The 16,313-nt window shown below is 62.1% G+C and carries 12 protein-coding genes; 10 read left to right on the top strand and 2 right to left on the bottom strand.

All coding sequences use genetic code 11. The annotated features are described in order from the left end of the window. The first annotated feature begins 168 nt into the window (after positions 1 to 168). The 7 genes from T370_RS0103810 to lpdD all read left to right on the top strand — a co-directional run bounded on the left by T370_RS0103810 (position 169) and on the right by lpdD (position 9,513). Positions 169 to 1,161, top strand: coding sequence for a TAXI family TRAP transporter solute-binding subunit (locus T370_RS0103810; RefSeq protein ID WP_005024628.1), 993 nt, complete (start codon positions 169 to 171; stop codon positions 1,159 to 1,161). 173 nt (positions 1,162 to 1,334) lie between these two features. Continuing rightward, positions 1,335 to 3,272 (top strand): TRAP transporter permease, encoded by a 1,938-nt coding sequence (locus T370_RS0103805; protein ID WP_029434798.1) that lies wholly within the window; start codon positions 1,335 to 1,337, stop codon positions 3,270 to 3,272. Between the two features lie 2 nt (positions 3,273 to 3,274). Further along, positions 3,275 to 4,909 carry an FAD-binding protein gene (locus tag T370_RS0103800; protein ID WP_248604201.1) on the top strand — a complete coding sequence of 545 codons (1,635 nt, stop codon included), beginning with the start codon at positions 3,275 to 3,277 and terminating at the stop codon, positions 4,907 to 4,909. A gap of 204 nt (positions 4,910 to 5,113) precedes the next feature. Continuing rightward, complete coding sequence (locus T370_RS0103795; protein WP_029434796.1) at positions 5,114 to 6,802, top strand: FAD-dependent oxidoreductase; 1,689 nt, start codon at positions 5,114 to 5,116, stop codon at positions 6,800 to 6,802. Positions 6,803 to 7,023: 221 nt separating this feature from the next. Continuing rightward, a complete protein-coding gene (locus tag T370_RS0103790) occupies positions 7,024 to 8,490 on the top strand; it encodes a UbiD family decarboxylase (RefSeq protein WP_029434795.1) in 1,467 nt (488 codons plus the stop codon). A 109-nt stretch (positions 8,491 to 8,599) separates the two neighbouring features. Further along, positions 8,600 to 9,166 carry a UbiX family flavin prenyltransferase gene (locus tag T370_RS0103785; protein ID WP_029434794.1) on the top strand — a complete coding sequence of 189 codons (567 nt, stop codon included), beginning with the start codon at positions 8,600 to 8,602 and terminating at the stop codon, positions 9,164 to 9,166. After that, positions 9,163 to 9,513, top strand: a complete 351-nt coding sequence (gene lpdD, locus T370_RS0103780) for a prenylated flavin chaperone LpdD (protein WP_009368617.1) — start codon at positions 9,163 to 9,165, stop codon at positions 9,511 to 9,513. Before T370_RS0103785 ends, lpdD begins: the two co-directional genes overlap by 4 nt. On the opposite strand, the gene T370_RS22610 is transcribed toward lpdD, so the two are convergent. Beyond that, positions 9,507 to 10,349, bottom strand: a complete 843-nt coding sequence (locus T370_RS22610; protein WP_248604200.1) for a 4Fe-4S binding protein — start codon at positions 10,347 to 10,349, stop codon at positions 9,507 to 9,509. The genes lpdD and T370_RS22610 overlap by 7 nt on opposite strands. Positions 10,350 to 10,767: 418 nt before the next feature. Here T370_RS22610 and T370_RS0103770 point away from each other — a divergent pair, with 418 nt between their 5' ends. Beyond that, entirely contained in the window at positions 10,768 to 12,198 is a 1,431-nt protein-coding gene (locus T370_RS0103770; protein WP_005024637.1) for a flavin monoamine oxidase family protein, read from the top strand. A gap of 71 nt (positions 12,199 to 12,269) precedes the next feature. On the opposite strand, the gene T370_RS0103765 is transcribed toward T370_RS0103770, so the two are convergent. Further along, a complete protein-coding gene (locus T370_RS0103765) occupies positions 12,270 to 13,469 on the bottom strand; it encodes a PucR family transcriptional regulator (protein ID WP_029434793.1) in 1,200 nt (399 codons plus the stop codon). Positions 13,470 to 13,983: 514 nt separating this feature from the next. On the opposite strand from T370_RS0103765, the gene T370_RS0103755 reads away from it, so the two are divergent. Together T370_RS0103755 and T370_RS0103750 are read left to right on the top strand one after the other, a co-directional pair. Then, positions 13,984 to 14,364, top strand: coding sequence for a Rid family detoxifying hydrolase (locus T370_RS0103755; protein ID WP_005024639.1), 381 nt, complete (start codon positions 13,984 to 13,986; stop codon positions 14,362 to 14,364). A 36-nt stretch (positions 14,365 to 14,400) separates the two neighbouring features. Further along, a complete protein-coding gene (locus T370_RS0103750; RefSeq protein WP_029434792.1) occupies positions 14,401 to 15,936 on the top strand; it encodes a BCCT family transporter in 1,536 nt (511 codons plus the stop codon). Positions 15,937 to 16,313: the final 377 nt, after the last annotated feature.

Raw genomic sequence — 16,313 nt, 5'->3', positions numbered from 1 at the left:
AAATAACGAATGATTTTATCACACGCCATGCTGAGCCGCCTCTCCCGCATCTGCATATCAAAAAAGTATGCAATGCAGACTAAAAAGATATTTCTCAGAATACACAAAATGTTCTAAAAAACACAAGCAAGAGGAGGGGACAAAACCGCCCCCCCGGAGGAGAATCTTATGGAATGGCGTAAAAGTCTCGCATGTGCACTGGCTCTGGCAGGGATGATGGCGTTCGGTCCGGGCGTCCGGCAAGCCGCACTGGCGGCGGACACCCACAACCTCACGATCCTCGGCGGCGGCTCGGGAGGCCTGTGGGCCATCATTTCAGAAGGCGTGGGCGAAACCCTGCGGCGGAGTATGCCCAATGTCCGCGTGACCACCGAACCCGGCAAGGACGGCCCCAATCAGGTCATGACCAGCCGGGGCGAAGTCCAGTTCGCGCTGGCGACCGACGTCCTGACCCTCAAGGCCATCAAGGGCGAAGCCCCGTTCAAGGGTCGCAAGCTCGACAATCTCCGCCTCGTCGCGGTGATGAACCCCATCAATGCGCTCCAGTTCTTCGTGGACGCCAAAACCGGGGCCAAGTCCATTCAGGACATCAAGGACAAGAAGATTCCCTTGCGCATCACCGTCAACCGTCAGGGCACGCTCATCGACGTAGCAACGGAAGAGCTGCTCAAGACCTACGGCATCACCTACAGCGACATCGCCAAGTGGGGCGGCAAGGTCCACAAGATCCCCGGACCCGAAGCGACCGACCTCTGGGACGCCGGGCAGATGGACGCCATCGTCGAAGTTTCCCAGTTCCCCACCAGCCGCTTTTACGAACTGGGCCAGAAGCATGACCTGATCATGCTGCCCATCGATCCGGCCAATCAGGAAAAGCTGAACAAGGAACTCGGCACCTCTTCCCTGACCATCCCCGCCGGCACCTATTCCTTCCAGAAGGAAGACTGTCCCACCGTCTCCTCGCAGCTCCTGCTCATCACCAGCGCGGATCAGCCCGACGAAGTGATCACGGGCGTCCTCAAGGCCATGACGGCGAACATCGACTACCTGCACAGCGTCCACGCGAACCTGCGCGACCTCTCGCCCGAAACGATGTCGGCCAACACATCCATCCCCATGCATCCCGCAGCGGAAAAGTTCTTCCGCGAACTCAAGAAGTAACTGTCGCATCCTGCCCGGGGGCCTTCACCGGCCCCCATGTGCGGGGATTTTCCCCGCAGGGCTCGACTCGTCCCTGAAAAACGGCCCATAGGGAAAACGCCAATCCCCCGCGCGGGCGGGGAAACTCCGCAGGCGGCGCCGCGCGGAGGGGGTTCGCCCCAAGGAGTATGGTTATGAGGCTAGGATTGTTCTTCAAGGAAGGCAGACGCAGAAAGCTGTCCCCCCTATGGAGCAGGATCGTCGGCGTGCTCGTCGTCCTTTTTGCGGCGGTGGAACTGTATGGAGCGCCGTTCGGGTTCATTGACTCGTTCATCCTGCGCTCGCTGTTCGTCTCGTTCGCGATAACGCTGACGTTCATCTGCTACACCCCGATCCGCACCGAGCCCGGACAGTCCGAAAACGTCCCCGTGCCCGACATCCTGCTGGCCTGTATCAGCCTCGCGGCGGGTGCCTACATGGTGCTGAACGGGGCGGAACTCGTCACCCGCTGGACCGGCGTCGATCCCCTGACGCCCGCCGACTGGGCGGTCACGGCGACCTTCGTGCTGCTGACGCTGGAAGTCACGCGGCGCACGGTGGGCCCGGTTCTGCTCGGGATCATCCTCGTGTTCATCGTCTATAACTTCGTGGGCGAATACCTGCCCGGCTATTTCGGACATCGCGGCTCCACGATGGAAGTCTTCCTTGACCGCATGGTCTACACCTACGACGGCATCTTCGGCACCCCGGTCGGCGTGGCCTGTACCTACGTGTTCATGTTCGTGCTGTTCGGGCAGGTCTTCAACGCGGCGGGCGGCGGCAACTTCTTCTTCAGGCTCGCGGCTTCCATCGCCGGACGTATGCGCGGCGGGCCAGCCAAGATATGCGTCATCGCCAGCGCCCTGTACGGCACGCTGTCCGGCAGCCCCGTGTCCGACGTCGTCACCACCGGCAGCATCACCATCCCGCTCATGAAGCGCCTCGGCTACGGCGAGACGTTCTCCGGGGCCGTGGCGGCATCGGCCTGTTCCGGCGCTTCCATCCTGCCCCCGATCATGGGCACTGCGGCCTTCCTCATGGTGGACGTGGCGGGCATCCCCTACATCGAGATCGCCATCGCCGCCACCCTTCCGGCCATCATCTACTATTTCGGCCTCATGATGCAGGTCCATTACCGCGCCGTGCTCAAGGGGATGCGCCCCATTTCCGAAGATACCGACCACGAAAGCGCGTGGACCGTCCTCAAGGAAAACTGGCTCTACATCATTCCCATCGCGCTGCTCGTGACCCTGATCATCCAGCGCGTGAACCCCACGGTCGTCGGCCTTCTCGCCACCGCGTCCGTAGTCGTCATCAGCTGGCTCATTCCCGGCCACCGCATGGGCATCAAGGAACTATACGAAGTCATCCGTAAGACCGGGCTCGGCATCCTGACCGTGGCCAACGCCTCGGCCGCCGCCGGCATGGTCATCGGCGGGATCATGCTCACCGGCCTCGGCGGGAAGTTCACCAGCCTCGTATTCGCGGCGACGGGCGGCCAGAGCGGCCTGTGCCTCAGCATGGTGGCCATCGTCTGCATCATCCTCGGCATGGGTATGCCCGTCCCGGCGGCCTATGTGCTCACCGCTACGCTGGCGGCCCCGGCCCTGCTGGAATTCAAGTTCTCACTCATGAGCGCGCATCTGTTCATCGTGTACTTCTCGGCCATCTCCGCCATTACGCCTCCCGTAGCCGTGGCCGCCTACGCTGCCGCGGGCATTTCGGAGGGTGACCCCAACGCGACGGGGGTACAGGCCGTCAGGCTGGCCGTCGCGGCCTACATCGTTCCCTTTGTGTTCATGTACCGGCCCGCGCTCATCCTCGACGGCTCGCTCCCCGAAATCCTCTGGACGGCGGTGGTCGCCACAGCGGCGGTCTACAGTTTCGCCAGCGGCCTTGAAGGCTATCTCCACGGACGCCTGCGCTTCCCGCTCCGGCTGGCGCTCATGGCGGCGGGCGTGGTCTTCGTATGGCCCGACACGTGGGCCGACCTTACCGGCTTCGCCATCCTCGGCGCGGTCACGGCCCATCAATACGCTATCCGCAAGAACAATCCTGATCCGGTCTGCCTCGCGCAGCCCCAAGGGGAATGATTATGACGGCATCACAGACCATCCGGCTTGAAACCGAACTCCTTATCCTCGGAACCGGGGCCGCGGGCTGCGGGGCGGCCCTCGCGGCCCGGCAGGCGGGCATCCGTACTCTCATGGTGGATAAGGGCAAACTCGAAAGCTCCGGCTGCCTCGGCGGCGGCAACGACCACTTCATCGCCGTGCTCAATACGGACGAGCCGCAGGACACCATCGACGATCTGGTGAAAGCCTACCTCAAGCCGAGCAGCGGCTATTCGGAAAAGCAGATCCGCGACTGGGGCGAAGTCATGCCCGCCATGATGGACTTCCTCGAAGGCGAAGGGGTGAAGCTGCTCCACAACCCGGACGGCAGCTACCTGCGCACGGCGGGGCGCGGCGAACCCGCGTGGTACATCAACATCGCCGACGGGCAGATGATCAAACGCCTCATAGCCCGCAAGATACGCTCAATGGGCGCGGACGTGCTCGACCACGTGATGATCACGAAGCTCCTCAAAAAGGACGGGCGGGTGGTCGGCGCGGCCGGATACAACGTGCTCGACGGCACCTTCTACGTCATCCGGGCGGCGGGGGTGATCCTCGCGCTCGGCAACAGCTGCAACCGCGCCACCGCCAACTCCACGGGCAACCCCTACAACACGTGGCACAGCCCCTTCAATACCGGCAGCCAGTTCGTACTGGCCTACGAAGCCGGGGCGGACATCATCAACATGGACATCAAGCAACAGGCCACGCTCGTCCCCAAGGGCTTCGGCTGCGCCGGGATGAACGGCATCAACAGCGCGGGCGCGCACGAGCTCAACGCCCTCGGCGAGCGGTTCATGGGCCGCTACCATCCCATGATGGAAAACTGCCCCCGCCAGTTTCAGGTGGGCGGCACCTACCAGCAGCAGGTCGAAGGCAACGGGCCGCCTTTCTACATGGAAATGCGCCATATCGATGCCGAAAGCCTGCGGCATCTCCAGTACACGCTGATGCCCGGCGACAAGGCCACGTTCCTTGACTACTGCGAACAGCGCGGCGTGGATTTCGCCACCGCGCCGATGGAAGTGGAGCTTTCCGAAATCGAGTTCAGCGGTATGCTCGCCACGGACGACGGATTCAGGAGCACGGTGCCCGGCCTGTACAACGGGTGCGTCTTCTACACGTTCTCCGGCTCCATGTGCAGCGGCTACCTTGCGGGCCGTTCCGCCGCAAGTGAAGCCGGTGCGGTGCCGGATCTCGACGGGCTGGAAGCCGAGATCGAAGCCGAGCGCGCCCGGATTGCCGCACCTCTGGCCCCGCGCGGGGACGCCCTGCCGCAAGCGATGTTTGAAGCCTCGATCCGGCAGGTCATGTCCTACTACATGGGGTTCGTCCGCAACGGCAAGGGGATGGAAGTCGCGCTGGAGCGCCTTGCCTTCATAGGTTCGCAGGCAGACAAGCTTTCCGCTTCGAACATGCACGAACTGATGCTTGCCCATGAGTCCCTGCACCTGCTCCAGAGTTCCACCCTGTCCACCCTGTGCTCGCTCGAGCGCCGGGAAAGCGGGCGCAGCATCTACCGCCGCAGCGACTATCCCGAAAAGGACCCGGCGCTCGACCGCGTGCTCGCCGTACGCCGGGGCGCGGACGGGCCTGAAGTTTTTTGGCTCTGACGGGGCGCCGCCCCGAACCCCGCCGAGGGGCGCTGCCCCTCGGAACCCCGCAAGGGGCGAGCCGCCCCTTGACCCGGCAAGGCCGTTTCGCCTCCGGCGCAACGGCCCCGGTGCGGGAGGAGCATTCTCCCCGGCCGATCCGAAAACGGAGCCGCCTTATCAGACGCAACGCCGGAGCATCCGGTCAATACGAAGGAACGCATCATGCCTCCGATTTACAGCAAGGAATGGAACAGGATCACCATACAGGTACGCGGGGATCACCGCCAGGGCCGCACGTCGCCCTGCGAACATGCCTGTCCCCTCGGCAACGGCATCCAGCAGATGCACACGCTGATCGCCGCCGGAGAAACCGGCAAGGCCCTCGCCCGGCTGCACGCCCGCAACCCCTTCCCCGGCATCACCGGGCGCGTGTGCCCGCATCCGTGCGAAACCAAATGCAACCGGGCCGAATACGACGAGCCCGTCGCCATCCATGCGCTGGAACGGTTTGCCGCCGACACCGGGCATGAAACCCGCTTCATTCCCCTGCCCGCCTCGGGCAAGCGCGTCGCCGTGGTCGGTTCCGGTCCCGCCGGGCTCACCACCGCCCGCTTCGCCGCCCTGCTCGGGCACGCCGTCACCGTTTACGAGAGCGCGCCGGTCATGGGCGGGGTGCCGCGCCATGCCGTGCCCGACTTCCGGCTGCCCAAGGATGTGGTGGACCGCGAAACCGGGGCCGTAGTAGCCTCCGGCGTGCAGGTCCGCACCAACGTCACCGTGGGCCGCGACATCACCCTGCAAAGCCTGCTCGACACCTACGACGCGACCATCCTCGCCGTCGGCCTGTGGAAGGAACGCCGCCTCGACATCCCCGGCAAGGAACACCTCGTTCCCGCCGTGGGCTGGCTCAAGCGCTCCACGCTCGAACGCCAGTCCCTCGCCGGGAAAACCGTGGTCATCCTCGGCGGCGGCGGGGTCGCCTTTGACTGCGCCTTCACCGCCCGCCGCCTCAACGCCGATGCCGTACATATCGTCTGCCTCGAACCTACCGACGCCATGCGCGCACCCGCCGAGGAGGTGCAACAAGCCCTCGACGAAGGCATCGTCATCCACAACAGCCACCTCAGCCACGCCGTCGCCCCGGAAGGCGGACGCCTCCGCTTCGAGGCCCGGCCCGTAACCTCGTTCTCCTTTGACGAAACCGGCGCACTGCATACGGAATTCGCTCCCGGAGATCCCCTGTACATGAACGCGGATCTGGTCATCTGCGCGAGTGGTCTGCAAACCGACGAGACCCCGCTCGAAGGCGTGGACATGGCCCGCACCCCGCGCGGCTTCGTAGCCGTCGATCCCGTCTCCTTCCGCACGTCGGTTCCCGGCCTCTACGCGGCGGGAGACATCGCCAACGGCCCTTCGCTCATCGCCCGGGCCATCGGGCACGGCAGGCAGGCCGCCATTGCCGTACATAAGGCCCTTTCCGGCATGGACCCCGCCGAGAACCTCGACATCTGGATCGATGAAACCGGGCGGGTCCGCGAAGAGCACGTCCCCGCCCTGCCCGCGCCGCATGTCGTGGCCTTCAAGGAAATCATGCACGCCGACTACCACGAGCACGCCGCCCGGCAGATCCTGCCTCCTGCCGCCAGCGACGGCCCGGAACTGGCGTTTGCCGAACTCTCCGGCGGGCTCGCGGCCGAAGCTGCCGTTGCCGAGGCCGGACGCTGTATGCATTGCGGCCACTGCATGGAATGCGGTTCATGCGTGGAAAGCTGCCCCGGACACATCCTCAAAATGACCGACGATGGCCCGGCGGTAGCCTACCCGTCCCAGTGCTGGCACTGCGGCTGCTGCCGCATCGCCTGCCCCACCGGGTCCATCGCCTACCGTTTCCCGATGACCATGATGCTGTAACAAGGCGAAAAACTTCCTTTAACCCGTATCGCTATTTTACCTCCCTGCATTATCACAATAAAAAAGAATACAAAAAAATCCCCAGACGCCCCACAGCCGTTTTGCCGCAAGGCGAAACGGCCCCGGGGGTGCAGGGAGCAGTGCTCCCTGCCGGGGGAGTCCAAGGGGCGGGAAGCCCCTCGGAAAAACATTCGCCAACCTCCGTATCCAAGGAGCTTCCCATGTCCCTCACCGCCGCCGATATTACAGATCTGCGCACAGCCCTCAAACTGCTGGACCAGCACGGCGAACTCGCCCAAACAGACGTCGAAGCCGATCCCGTGGCGGAACTCTGCGGCGCATACCGGCATATCGGCGCGGGCGGCACGGTGGCCCGCCCCACCCGCATCGGCCCGGCCATGCTTTTCAATAAGGTGAAGGGACATCCCGGCGCACGGGTCGCCATCGGCGTGCTCTCCAGCCGCAAACGCGCCGCCCTGCTGCTCGGCACGGAGCCGGAGCGCCTCGGCTGGCACCTCATGGATGCCCTTCAACACCTCATCCAGCCTACCGCCATCAAGGGAATTGCCCCTTGTCAGGAAGCCGTGCACCGCGCCGACGAGCCGGGGTTTGATCTGCGCCGCCTCGTCCCCGCGCCCACCAATACCCCCGAGGACGCCGGGCCGTATGTCACGATGGGCCTCCTGTACGGGAAAGATCCGGAAAACGGCGACGAGGACGTGACCATCCATCGCATGTGCCTGCAAGGCCCGGATACCCTGTCCGTCTGGTTCTCGCCGGGCCGCCACATCGACGTGTTCCGCGCCAAGGCCGAGGCCGCGGGCAAGTCTCTGCCCGTGTCCGTCAGCATCGGGCTTGATCCCGCCATCTATCTCGGCGCGTGCTTCGAGCCGCCCATGACCCCCATCGGCTTCAACGAACTGGCCATCGCCGGAGCATTGCGCGGACGGGCCGTGGAACAGTGCGCCTGTTTGACTGTGGATGCCAAGGCTCTGGCGTGGGCGGAGTACGTCATCGAGGGCGAAATCCTGCCCAATGTGCGCATCGCCGAGGACGCCCAGTCCGGCAACGGCAAAGCCATGCCCGAATTCCCCGGCTATTGCGGCCCCTCCGATCCGCAAACCCCCGTCATGCGCGTGACCGCCGTAACCCACCGGCTGCATCCGATCATGCAGACGACCATCGGCCCGAGCGAAGAGCATGTGAATCTCGCGGGCATCCCCACCGAAGCCAGCATCCTCGGCCTTGTGGAGCGGGCCATGCCGGGCCGCGTGCGCAACGTATACGCCGCAAGCTGCGGCGGCGGGAAATTCATGGCCGTGCTCCAGTTCCGCAAGGCCACCATCGCCGACGAAGGCCGCCAGCGTCAGGCCGCCCTGCTCGCGTTCTCGGCCTTCCCCGAACTCAAGCATGTCTTCCTCGTGGACGACGACGTGGACCCTTTCGACATGAGCGACGTGCTCTGGGCCATGACCACCCGCTATCAGGGCAATCTCGACACCGTGTTTCTACCCGGCGTACGCGGGCACGTCCTCGATCCCACGCAGTCGCCGCTCTACGATGCCCGCATCCCAGCACGCGGGGTCGGCTGCAAGGCCATCTTCGACTGCACCGTGCCTTTTGACCAGAAAGAACGCTTCCAAAGGGCTCCTTTTATGGAAGTCGACCCCGGGAAATTCCTCATCTGAGCCTCAAGGATGCGTCCTCGGCACGAGCCGGCCGCCTCCGCCGGAACCGCTCCGGGGCGCATCCTTGGATTACCGGGCATACCAACGCTTCCGCCAAAAGGATAACACCATGAAAAAACGTCTTGTCGTAGGATTGAGCGGAGCCAGCGGCGCGATCCTGTGCGTCTCGCTGCTTGAGGCCATGCGGAGAGAAAAGGATTGGGAAGTCCACCTCGTCACCAGCGAGGCGGGTGAGCGCGTCCTGCACGAAGAAACCGGCATGAGCGGAACGGATCTGGCGGGGCTGGCCTTCCGCACGCACGACATCGGCAACATCGGCGCGGTCATCGCCAGCGGCACCTTTGAAACGGAAGGCATGGCGGTCGTGCCGTGCAGCATGAAAACGCTGGCGGGCATTTGCCACGGGTATGCGGAAAACCTGCTCCTCCGCGCCGCCGACGTCACCCTCAAGGAACGCCGCAAACTGGTGCTCGTGGCCCGCGAAACCCCGCTCGGGCTCGTCCACCTGCGCAACATGACCGCGCTCGCGGAAATGGGCGTGACCATCCTCCCGCCGATGCTGACCTATTATCAGCACCCCCAATCCATAGAGGATATGACCACCCACATCGTGGGCAAGATCATGCGCGAATTCCGGCTGGAAGCCCCCGGCTTCAGGAGGTGGGAAGGATCATGATCGGCGACGCGACACTGACCCGGCTGGTGCGCGGCAAGGAAATCGTCCTGAACGCCCGGCGGCAGGGCGGCGACTGCCTCGTCAGCGTGACCGGAGGCGACGCCCCGCACATCGGCGCGGCGGCATTGTGCGCTGACGGCGAAATCCGCCGTCTTGACCGCAACGGGCACCGCGAGGGCGAACTCGCCGCCGAGCTTGCCGAACGTGCGGCGTCCAAACTCGGCTGCTGCGTCTGCGCCGTGTGCGGCATCCATTTCGATGGCATCAGCCGCGCGGAAATCGCTTCCGTGGTCGCGGCGGTCAGGGATATGGCCGACACATGGCTCGGCTCGGCCTCCCATCACTGAAGGAAGGCCAAGCCCTTGTTTATTTGATAAAACAGGATGCTCTCCCTAAAGGAACAATTCCGGCTCGCGGCGCTCCGTACATCGGGCTGCCAATCCCGCCATTTGAGCGGCGAACACGGGCGCGACTTCGGGACGCGGCCCGCGCACCGCGACCGGGCAGATACGCACGCAGCCGAAGCAGAACAGGCAGCGTCCGGCTCGGTCACGGCATATGTCTCGGAATCAATGATCCGAACCGGGCACGTCCGGGCGCACAGGCCGCAGCGGATACAGGTTTCGGCGTCCAGCAACTCGGGCGCGAACGGCGTCGGTTTGTACTCCTTGTACGGGACAGCCCCCGGCACGCTCAGAGGCGGCATGGAACCAGCAAGGCCATCCGCCTTGGCCCGCAGAGCACTGCCGAAACGCTTCATGACCGCGAGATCGGAAGCGTCGGGGCGCCCACGGCCCATATCGGGATTGAGGCAGTGCTGCGCCACGAACGCGGCGGCACCGAGCGTCACGCACCCCGCCGCCTCGCCGAGCGTTTTGAGTTCCAGAACCGCATCGTCGTAATGCCGGTTGCCGTACACCGCGACCGGCACGAACGGCGTGCCCTCGCCGTGCAACGGCAGCCCCTCATGGAACAACGACGGAATGCGTCCGTAATAAACCGGCATCCCGGCGATCACCAGCTCGTCCGGCCCGGTTTTCAGGATTGCGGCGCGGCTTTTGGGATCGCCCCAGTCCGTTTCGGAAAGCTCGGAGCAGCCGAAGCCTTCGGCCACCGCCCGCAACGTCCGCTTCGTCGTTCCGGTCGGGCTAAAGTACGCAATGTGCACCCGTTTGATTTCCATGGCCATACTCCTCTGGGCATCCCTCCGGGAAACCGTGCGGGGACGCTCCCTTTTCCCGTTGCAAAAGCATTTTATTTGAACAGGCTATGAACATCACTTTGATCTTTCCTCACCATTCTGCACCATTTTGGTGCAAGTGGAAAGGGCCGGGGAGCCAAGCGTTGGGACGATGCCCGGCGCGTAACCCCTTTCTGCAGCAGGGGAATGTGCCATACCTGAACAGAACCCATTACCATATGGTAATGCCCAGCAGATACTGGAAACGCATGAACGGGCCTATGCTTTTCGGGAGCGGGCAATCCGAGTGTTCGGACGCCTAATGCTCGGCAACCTTTCCCATATCAGCCGGCATCAAACAATTGTAGGAAAAATGCATCCATCTTTTTGATATTTGCCCGAAGACAAAAAGATAAACCTTATGCAACCTACTCTTCAACATGAAACAACTTCCGCATGCAGCATGAGGTGCGCTTCCATGAGAGATGCAATTGTTATCGGTGGTGGTATTGCTGGGATGTCAGCAGCTTGGCGTCTTCGCCACAGCGATGTGCTCGTTCTTGAGGGCAGTAACCGTATCGGCGGACGGCTGCGTTCCGAACGGCGCGGAGCCTACTGGCTCAACTGGGGCGGGCACGTCTTCGGAGGAGAAGGTTCTTTCGCCGACAAATTGTTGAAGGAAGTCGGCGTCGACGCGCTGAACCTGCAAGGCTCCTTTGCCGCCCTGGCCTACAAAGGCAAAGTGCTCAACGACGGCAACGTCAACTTCTACCCGTTCCGCCTGCCGATCTCATGGTCGGCGCGTTGGGAAATCGTCAAAGCCGGGATCAAGGTCATGCGCGCCGTCAATGCCTACGGCAAGGTCAACAAGCCCCGCAAAGGCGAAGACTACAGAGTCCGCCAGCAGCGCATCTATGACTTCATGGCGGACAAGACATTCTCCGAGTTCACCGGTCCGCTGTCCGAAGAAGCCGACGCCTTTTTCCGCCCCACCGTCTCGCGTTCGTCGGGCGATCCCGAGGAAATTTCGGCCGGGGCCGGCGTAGGCTACTTTCTGCTGGTGTGGGACAAGAGCTCCGGTCTCGCCCGCAACATTGTGGGCGGTGCGGCGACGCTGCCGCAGGCCATCGCGCACACGCTCGGGGACAAGGTGAAGCTCGGAGCCGAGGTGCTTGAGGTCATACAGCACCGCGACCATGTGGAAGTGACCTATAAGAGCGACGGCAAGGAAGTGACCGAACAGGCCCGGTATGCCGTGATCACCACGCCCGCGGCAATCACCCACCGCATCACCAAAAACCTCGATCCCCTCGTCCACGACGCCCTTGGCAAGATCCAGTATGGGCATTACGTCTCGGGGGCCTTCCTGACCAACGAAACCGGCCGCCGCCCTTGGGACAGCGTGTACGCCTATTGCACCCCGCAGCGTTCCTTCAACATCGCCTTCAACATGTCCAACCTCGTACGGACGATGGAAAGCGAACGCCAGCCCGGCTCTTCCTTCATGGTCTTTTCCCCCGCCAAGCTGGCACGCGACCTCATCAATCTGCCGGATGAAAAGGTTCTCGAAATCTACCGCAAGGACTTGGAAGAGGTGTTCCCCGGCTTTGGCTCTCTCGTCGTGGAGCAGAGCGTCCAAAAATTCCATCTGGGGCTCGCCTACTGCTTCCCCGGGCGCAACAAGCTCCAGCCGCTCCTGATGCGCACGCCGCGGCGCATCTACCTCGCCGGAGACTACCTCGGCTCGTGGTACACGGAAACGGCGATCCAGACGGGGCTCCTCGCCGGGGAGGACATCAACAGCAAACTCTACACCGACACCCTGCTGCCCTCCAACGGCTTCTCCTACTGAACCTCTCCACAGGGTATCCTTTTGCGAAGCCGCCCCGGAAACGTCCCGGGGCGGCTTCGCCGCTTCACGGCTCAGGCAGTGGCTGGCTCGTCGTCGCCGAGGAGGACGCTGGTGAGCCGGAACAGCTTGAGTTCGAGGTGAAGCGTAAACCGATCCAGACCGGAATTGAGATCCGTACCCGTGATATCCGCGATCCGTTTCAGCCGATAATAGAGCGTCGACCGATGGATGCACAGTTCCTCGGAAGTCTTGGCGATGCTTCCGGCATTGTCGAGAAAGAGCTCCAGCGTGTCGAACAGCGCGGAATCCTCCTCCCGGAGCGCAGCGATGTTGGGGGTCAGCGGGAGCTGGGCGTCCTCGTGATTTCGGGTCAGCAGCGTCAGGTTGCCGTAGACCCCAAGGCCTTCCCACGTCGAGCAGGGGCCCAGGTTCGGGATGGCCCGGAGCACCTGAAGCACGGACGAGGCCTGTGCGTAGGAATCGTACAGGTGCAGCACGTCCACCTCAGGGCCGATGCCGATCCGCAAGTCCGCATTGAGCCCCGAACAGGCTATGCGCATAAGGGTGCCGGGGTCGGAAAGGCTGGAATCGGCCGGGACGACGATCACAAGCTCGGGAGAAAAGTCGCTGAACAAGGGGGCCGCCTCGCCGTGCGCGGCGGTGAATTCCCTGAATTGCTTACGCAGGAAGGTCAGCTCGCTGTGCTGGCCGCCCGTTCCTTTGCGGGTTGCCGCGCTAAACGCCCGGTATTTCCGGTCCGTCCGTATCCTCCCCTGCCGCGACAGGATGGCGGCGGCCCTTGATGCCCAGCGCGTATCCACGGAAAGCAGGTTCCGGACGATCAGCTCATGCTTGCTGAAGGCCTGCTCGCCCTCAAGCTGCATGCTGAACATGGGCACGGCCAGCTCTCCGGCGCAGGCCACGGCGGCCTTGTCCTCCGCCGGGCTGACCTTGCCGACGAGCCACAAGTAGCCCAGGGTCCGCTCCTGCCAGCGGATAGGGTAACAGGAGCGCTCCTTGAAGCCCAGCTCCCGGCATTCGGGGATGCGAACAATCTTATCCCGAGTCGCCACTATGCCGAAGGAGAACAGGTACTGGCAAGAATCCTCCTCCAGCGTCCTTGCCAGAATGGCCCTGACCCGCGCATCGTCCGCATCGTCAAAATGTTTCGAGACCGCGACAAGGTTAATGCCGACGTCGTCAATGGCCACTGAGCGCTGGAGAGTCCGCGCAAGGGTGTCAACCTGTTCCTGTATGAAATTCTGGATCATACCGCGCCTCCTGAACACAGCTTTGCTGTTGGAACGCATCCTCCCTTCAAGGAATCCTTTTTTCTGTATCAAAGTCGTGAGGTTGTGCAAGGCTCCGTCGTTTGTCTCATACGCTTGTGCCCGCCGTACCTTGTAAAGTCACACCCTGTTAGAGGGAACAAAAATCCTACATGCATCTAATCCATTATAATGAAAAAACAAAAAAAACCGATCTTCAGCATTTGTGCGAAAAGGGCATAGTGGCGCGGAAAAGCCTTTTCTCCGTATGCAAAAAGCGGATGCGATGCGCCTTTCCGCCCACATTCCATCGATTTTCCACGGAAACGCATTCATTTCACAAAGAAAACGCAACCCCTGCCTTTTCCTACAAATGCAGGAAAAGAGGACTGCATATTTTGATATTTGTCCGATGACAGGAAGCGTCCGGCGGCGCATTACTATCAACAGTTCCTTCCCTGACATGGGAGTACCCGCCTACCGCGCCCGGAAGCGCGCCGCATATGAGGAGAGAAGCATGCGCCAGACCGTTTCAGCCACAGGAGCCCCGGCAGCCGTCGGAAGTTATTCGCAGGCCGTCAAAGCGGGCAATCTGCTTTTCCTTTCGGGGCAACTCTGCGCCAACCCGGAAACGGGCCGCTTCGAGCGAGAGAGCGTCGCCGCCCAGACGCGCCGGATCATGGAAAACATCAAGGCCATCATTGAGGAAGCCGGGGGCACGCTGGACGCTGTCGTTCACTGCCGGGCCTTCCTTTCCGACATGAAGCACTTCCCGGAATTCGAATCTGTCTACAGATCGTATTTTTCCGCTCCCTATCCGGCCCGGATGACCGTCGCCAGCGCCGGCATATACGACGGCCTTGACGTGGAAATGGATGCCATTGCCTATTTGCCCTGATGACCTTCAGAAGAGACGCTGCCAAAGGAGCCTTCCATGAGTAACGCCGCCCTCGACAAAAAGATCCTTCTCCCAACCATAGCCATCGTTCTCCTGACTTCGGCCCCCCTCATCTTCTACGCCTCGTCGTTGCAGGGGATGATCCAGTCCATCTACGACTTCACGGCAAAGAGCTTCGGATGGGGGTATATCCTGCTGTATCTGCTGGGCGGTTTCTTTGTCTTTTTCATCGCGTTTTCCCCCTACGGCAAGATCAAGCTCGGCGGGCATGACCAAAAGCCCGTTTTCAACAATTTCCATTGGGGAAGCATGATCATCGCCGCCGGGCATGGCATCGGCATGGTGAACTGGTCCATGGTGGAACCGCTCATCACCAACAACGCCGCCTACAGCTACGAAGTGGCGACCGCCTACACCTTCTTTCACTGGGGCCCCTATTACTGGGTGCTGTACCTCATCCCGTGCATTCCCATCTTCTATTTCATGGGCGTGCGTCAGGTGAAAAAGCAGCGCGTAAGCGAATGCCTCACCCCTCTTTTCGGCAGGAAGCTCATCGACGGCTGGTTCGGCGTCTGCCTCGACGTATTCATCATCATGGGCCTCGCCGGGGGCATCGGATCGACGCTCGCCACCGCTGTGCAGCTCGTATCGGGATTGTATGCAGACTACTTTGGCCTTCCCGACACTCAGGCGCTTCATCTCGGCGTGCTCGGGATGTTTACGGTCATCACGCTCGGCAGCATCCGCAAGCCGCTCAGCAAGGGCATGCGCCTGCTCAGCGACATGAACTCCATCCTTGCCCTCTCATTGCTCGCCATCGTGCTCATCGGCGGTGCCACCGGATACTTCTTCAGTCTCGGCACCAACACGCTCGGCATGGTCCTCGACATGTTCCCACGCGTTTCCGGGTGGACCGATCCCTTCAACGCCAGCGGGTTCCCCGCCAAATGGACCGTATTTTACGGCGCATGGTTCCTCGCCTACGGCCCCATGATGGCCATCTTCTTCACCGGCATCTCCATGGGCCGGACGCTCCGGGAAACCGTACTCGGCGTGTACTTCTTCGGCTGTTTGTCCTCTTTCCTGTTCAGCGTCATCTTCGGCGGCTTTTCGCTCTACCTCCAATACACCGGACAATTCGACGTCTACGCCTTCTACCTCGCCAACGGCCTGCCCAATACCGTCAGCAAGGTCGTAAGCCTCACCCCGCTCCACCAGATCATGTCCCCGGCCTTCCTCATCTGCTGTACGATCTTCCTTACGACCACCATCGACGCGGCGACCCGAGTCATGGCCTCCATGTCTTCCAAGGAAATCCTCAGCGATCAGGAACCCAGTGTCACTTCAAAGTACATCTGGTGCATTTCTCTTTCCATACTCGTCTTGGGCGTCCTGCTTGTAGGCGGGCTGGAAATCATCCAAGCGCTGGTCGTTTTGGCCGCCATCCCCCTCCTCGGCATTTGCGTTATCATGAACATCTCCATGTTCAAGGCCGTACGAGAAGATTTTCCAAACATATGGGCAGCAAACCTGCTCTATATAGATAAAGAGAAGTCCGGAGGCAAAGCGTAGTATCCTTTTCCCCATACTGAGATAGCCTCTTGCTTTGGAAAAAACGAAACGAAGGCCTATCGGAACAGCCGATAGGCCTTCGTTTGTTGGCGATTACTGTCGCCCGACCACACCCCATTGCCCGCAAATCAAAAGACGCTGTAAATATATAACCGTGCCCTATTCCGGAACGCCTTCCGGGCGAAGTGGGATCTTTCCCGCGCACATGAGAGAGGCCCGCAGCAAGGCCGGGGTGCTCCCCCTCTCGGGTCATGCCGGAAGGGACTCTCGCCACAATCCTTCCTCCGCATCCAAATACAATGGCAAAGGGCAGGAGGCCGTTTTTTTGCCTTCACCAAGCTCCTTGGCGCGCTGTTATTGTAATCCAATCATCTTAT

It is taken from the genome of Bilophila wadsworthia ATCC 49260, from assembly GCF_000701705.1.
Lineage (GTDB): Bacteria > Desulfobacterota > Desulfovibrionia > Desulfovibrionales > Desulfovibrionaceae > Bilophila > Bilophila wadsworthia.
Note: the sequence above shows the minus strand (reverse complement) of the source record. Positions and strands in the feature narration are given on the sequence as shown.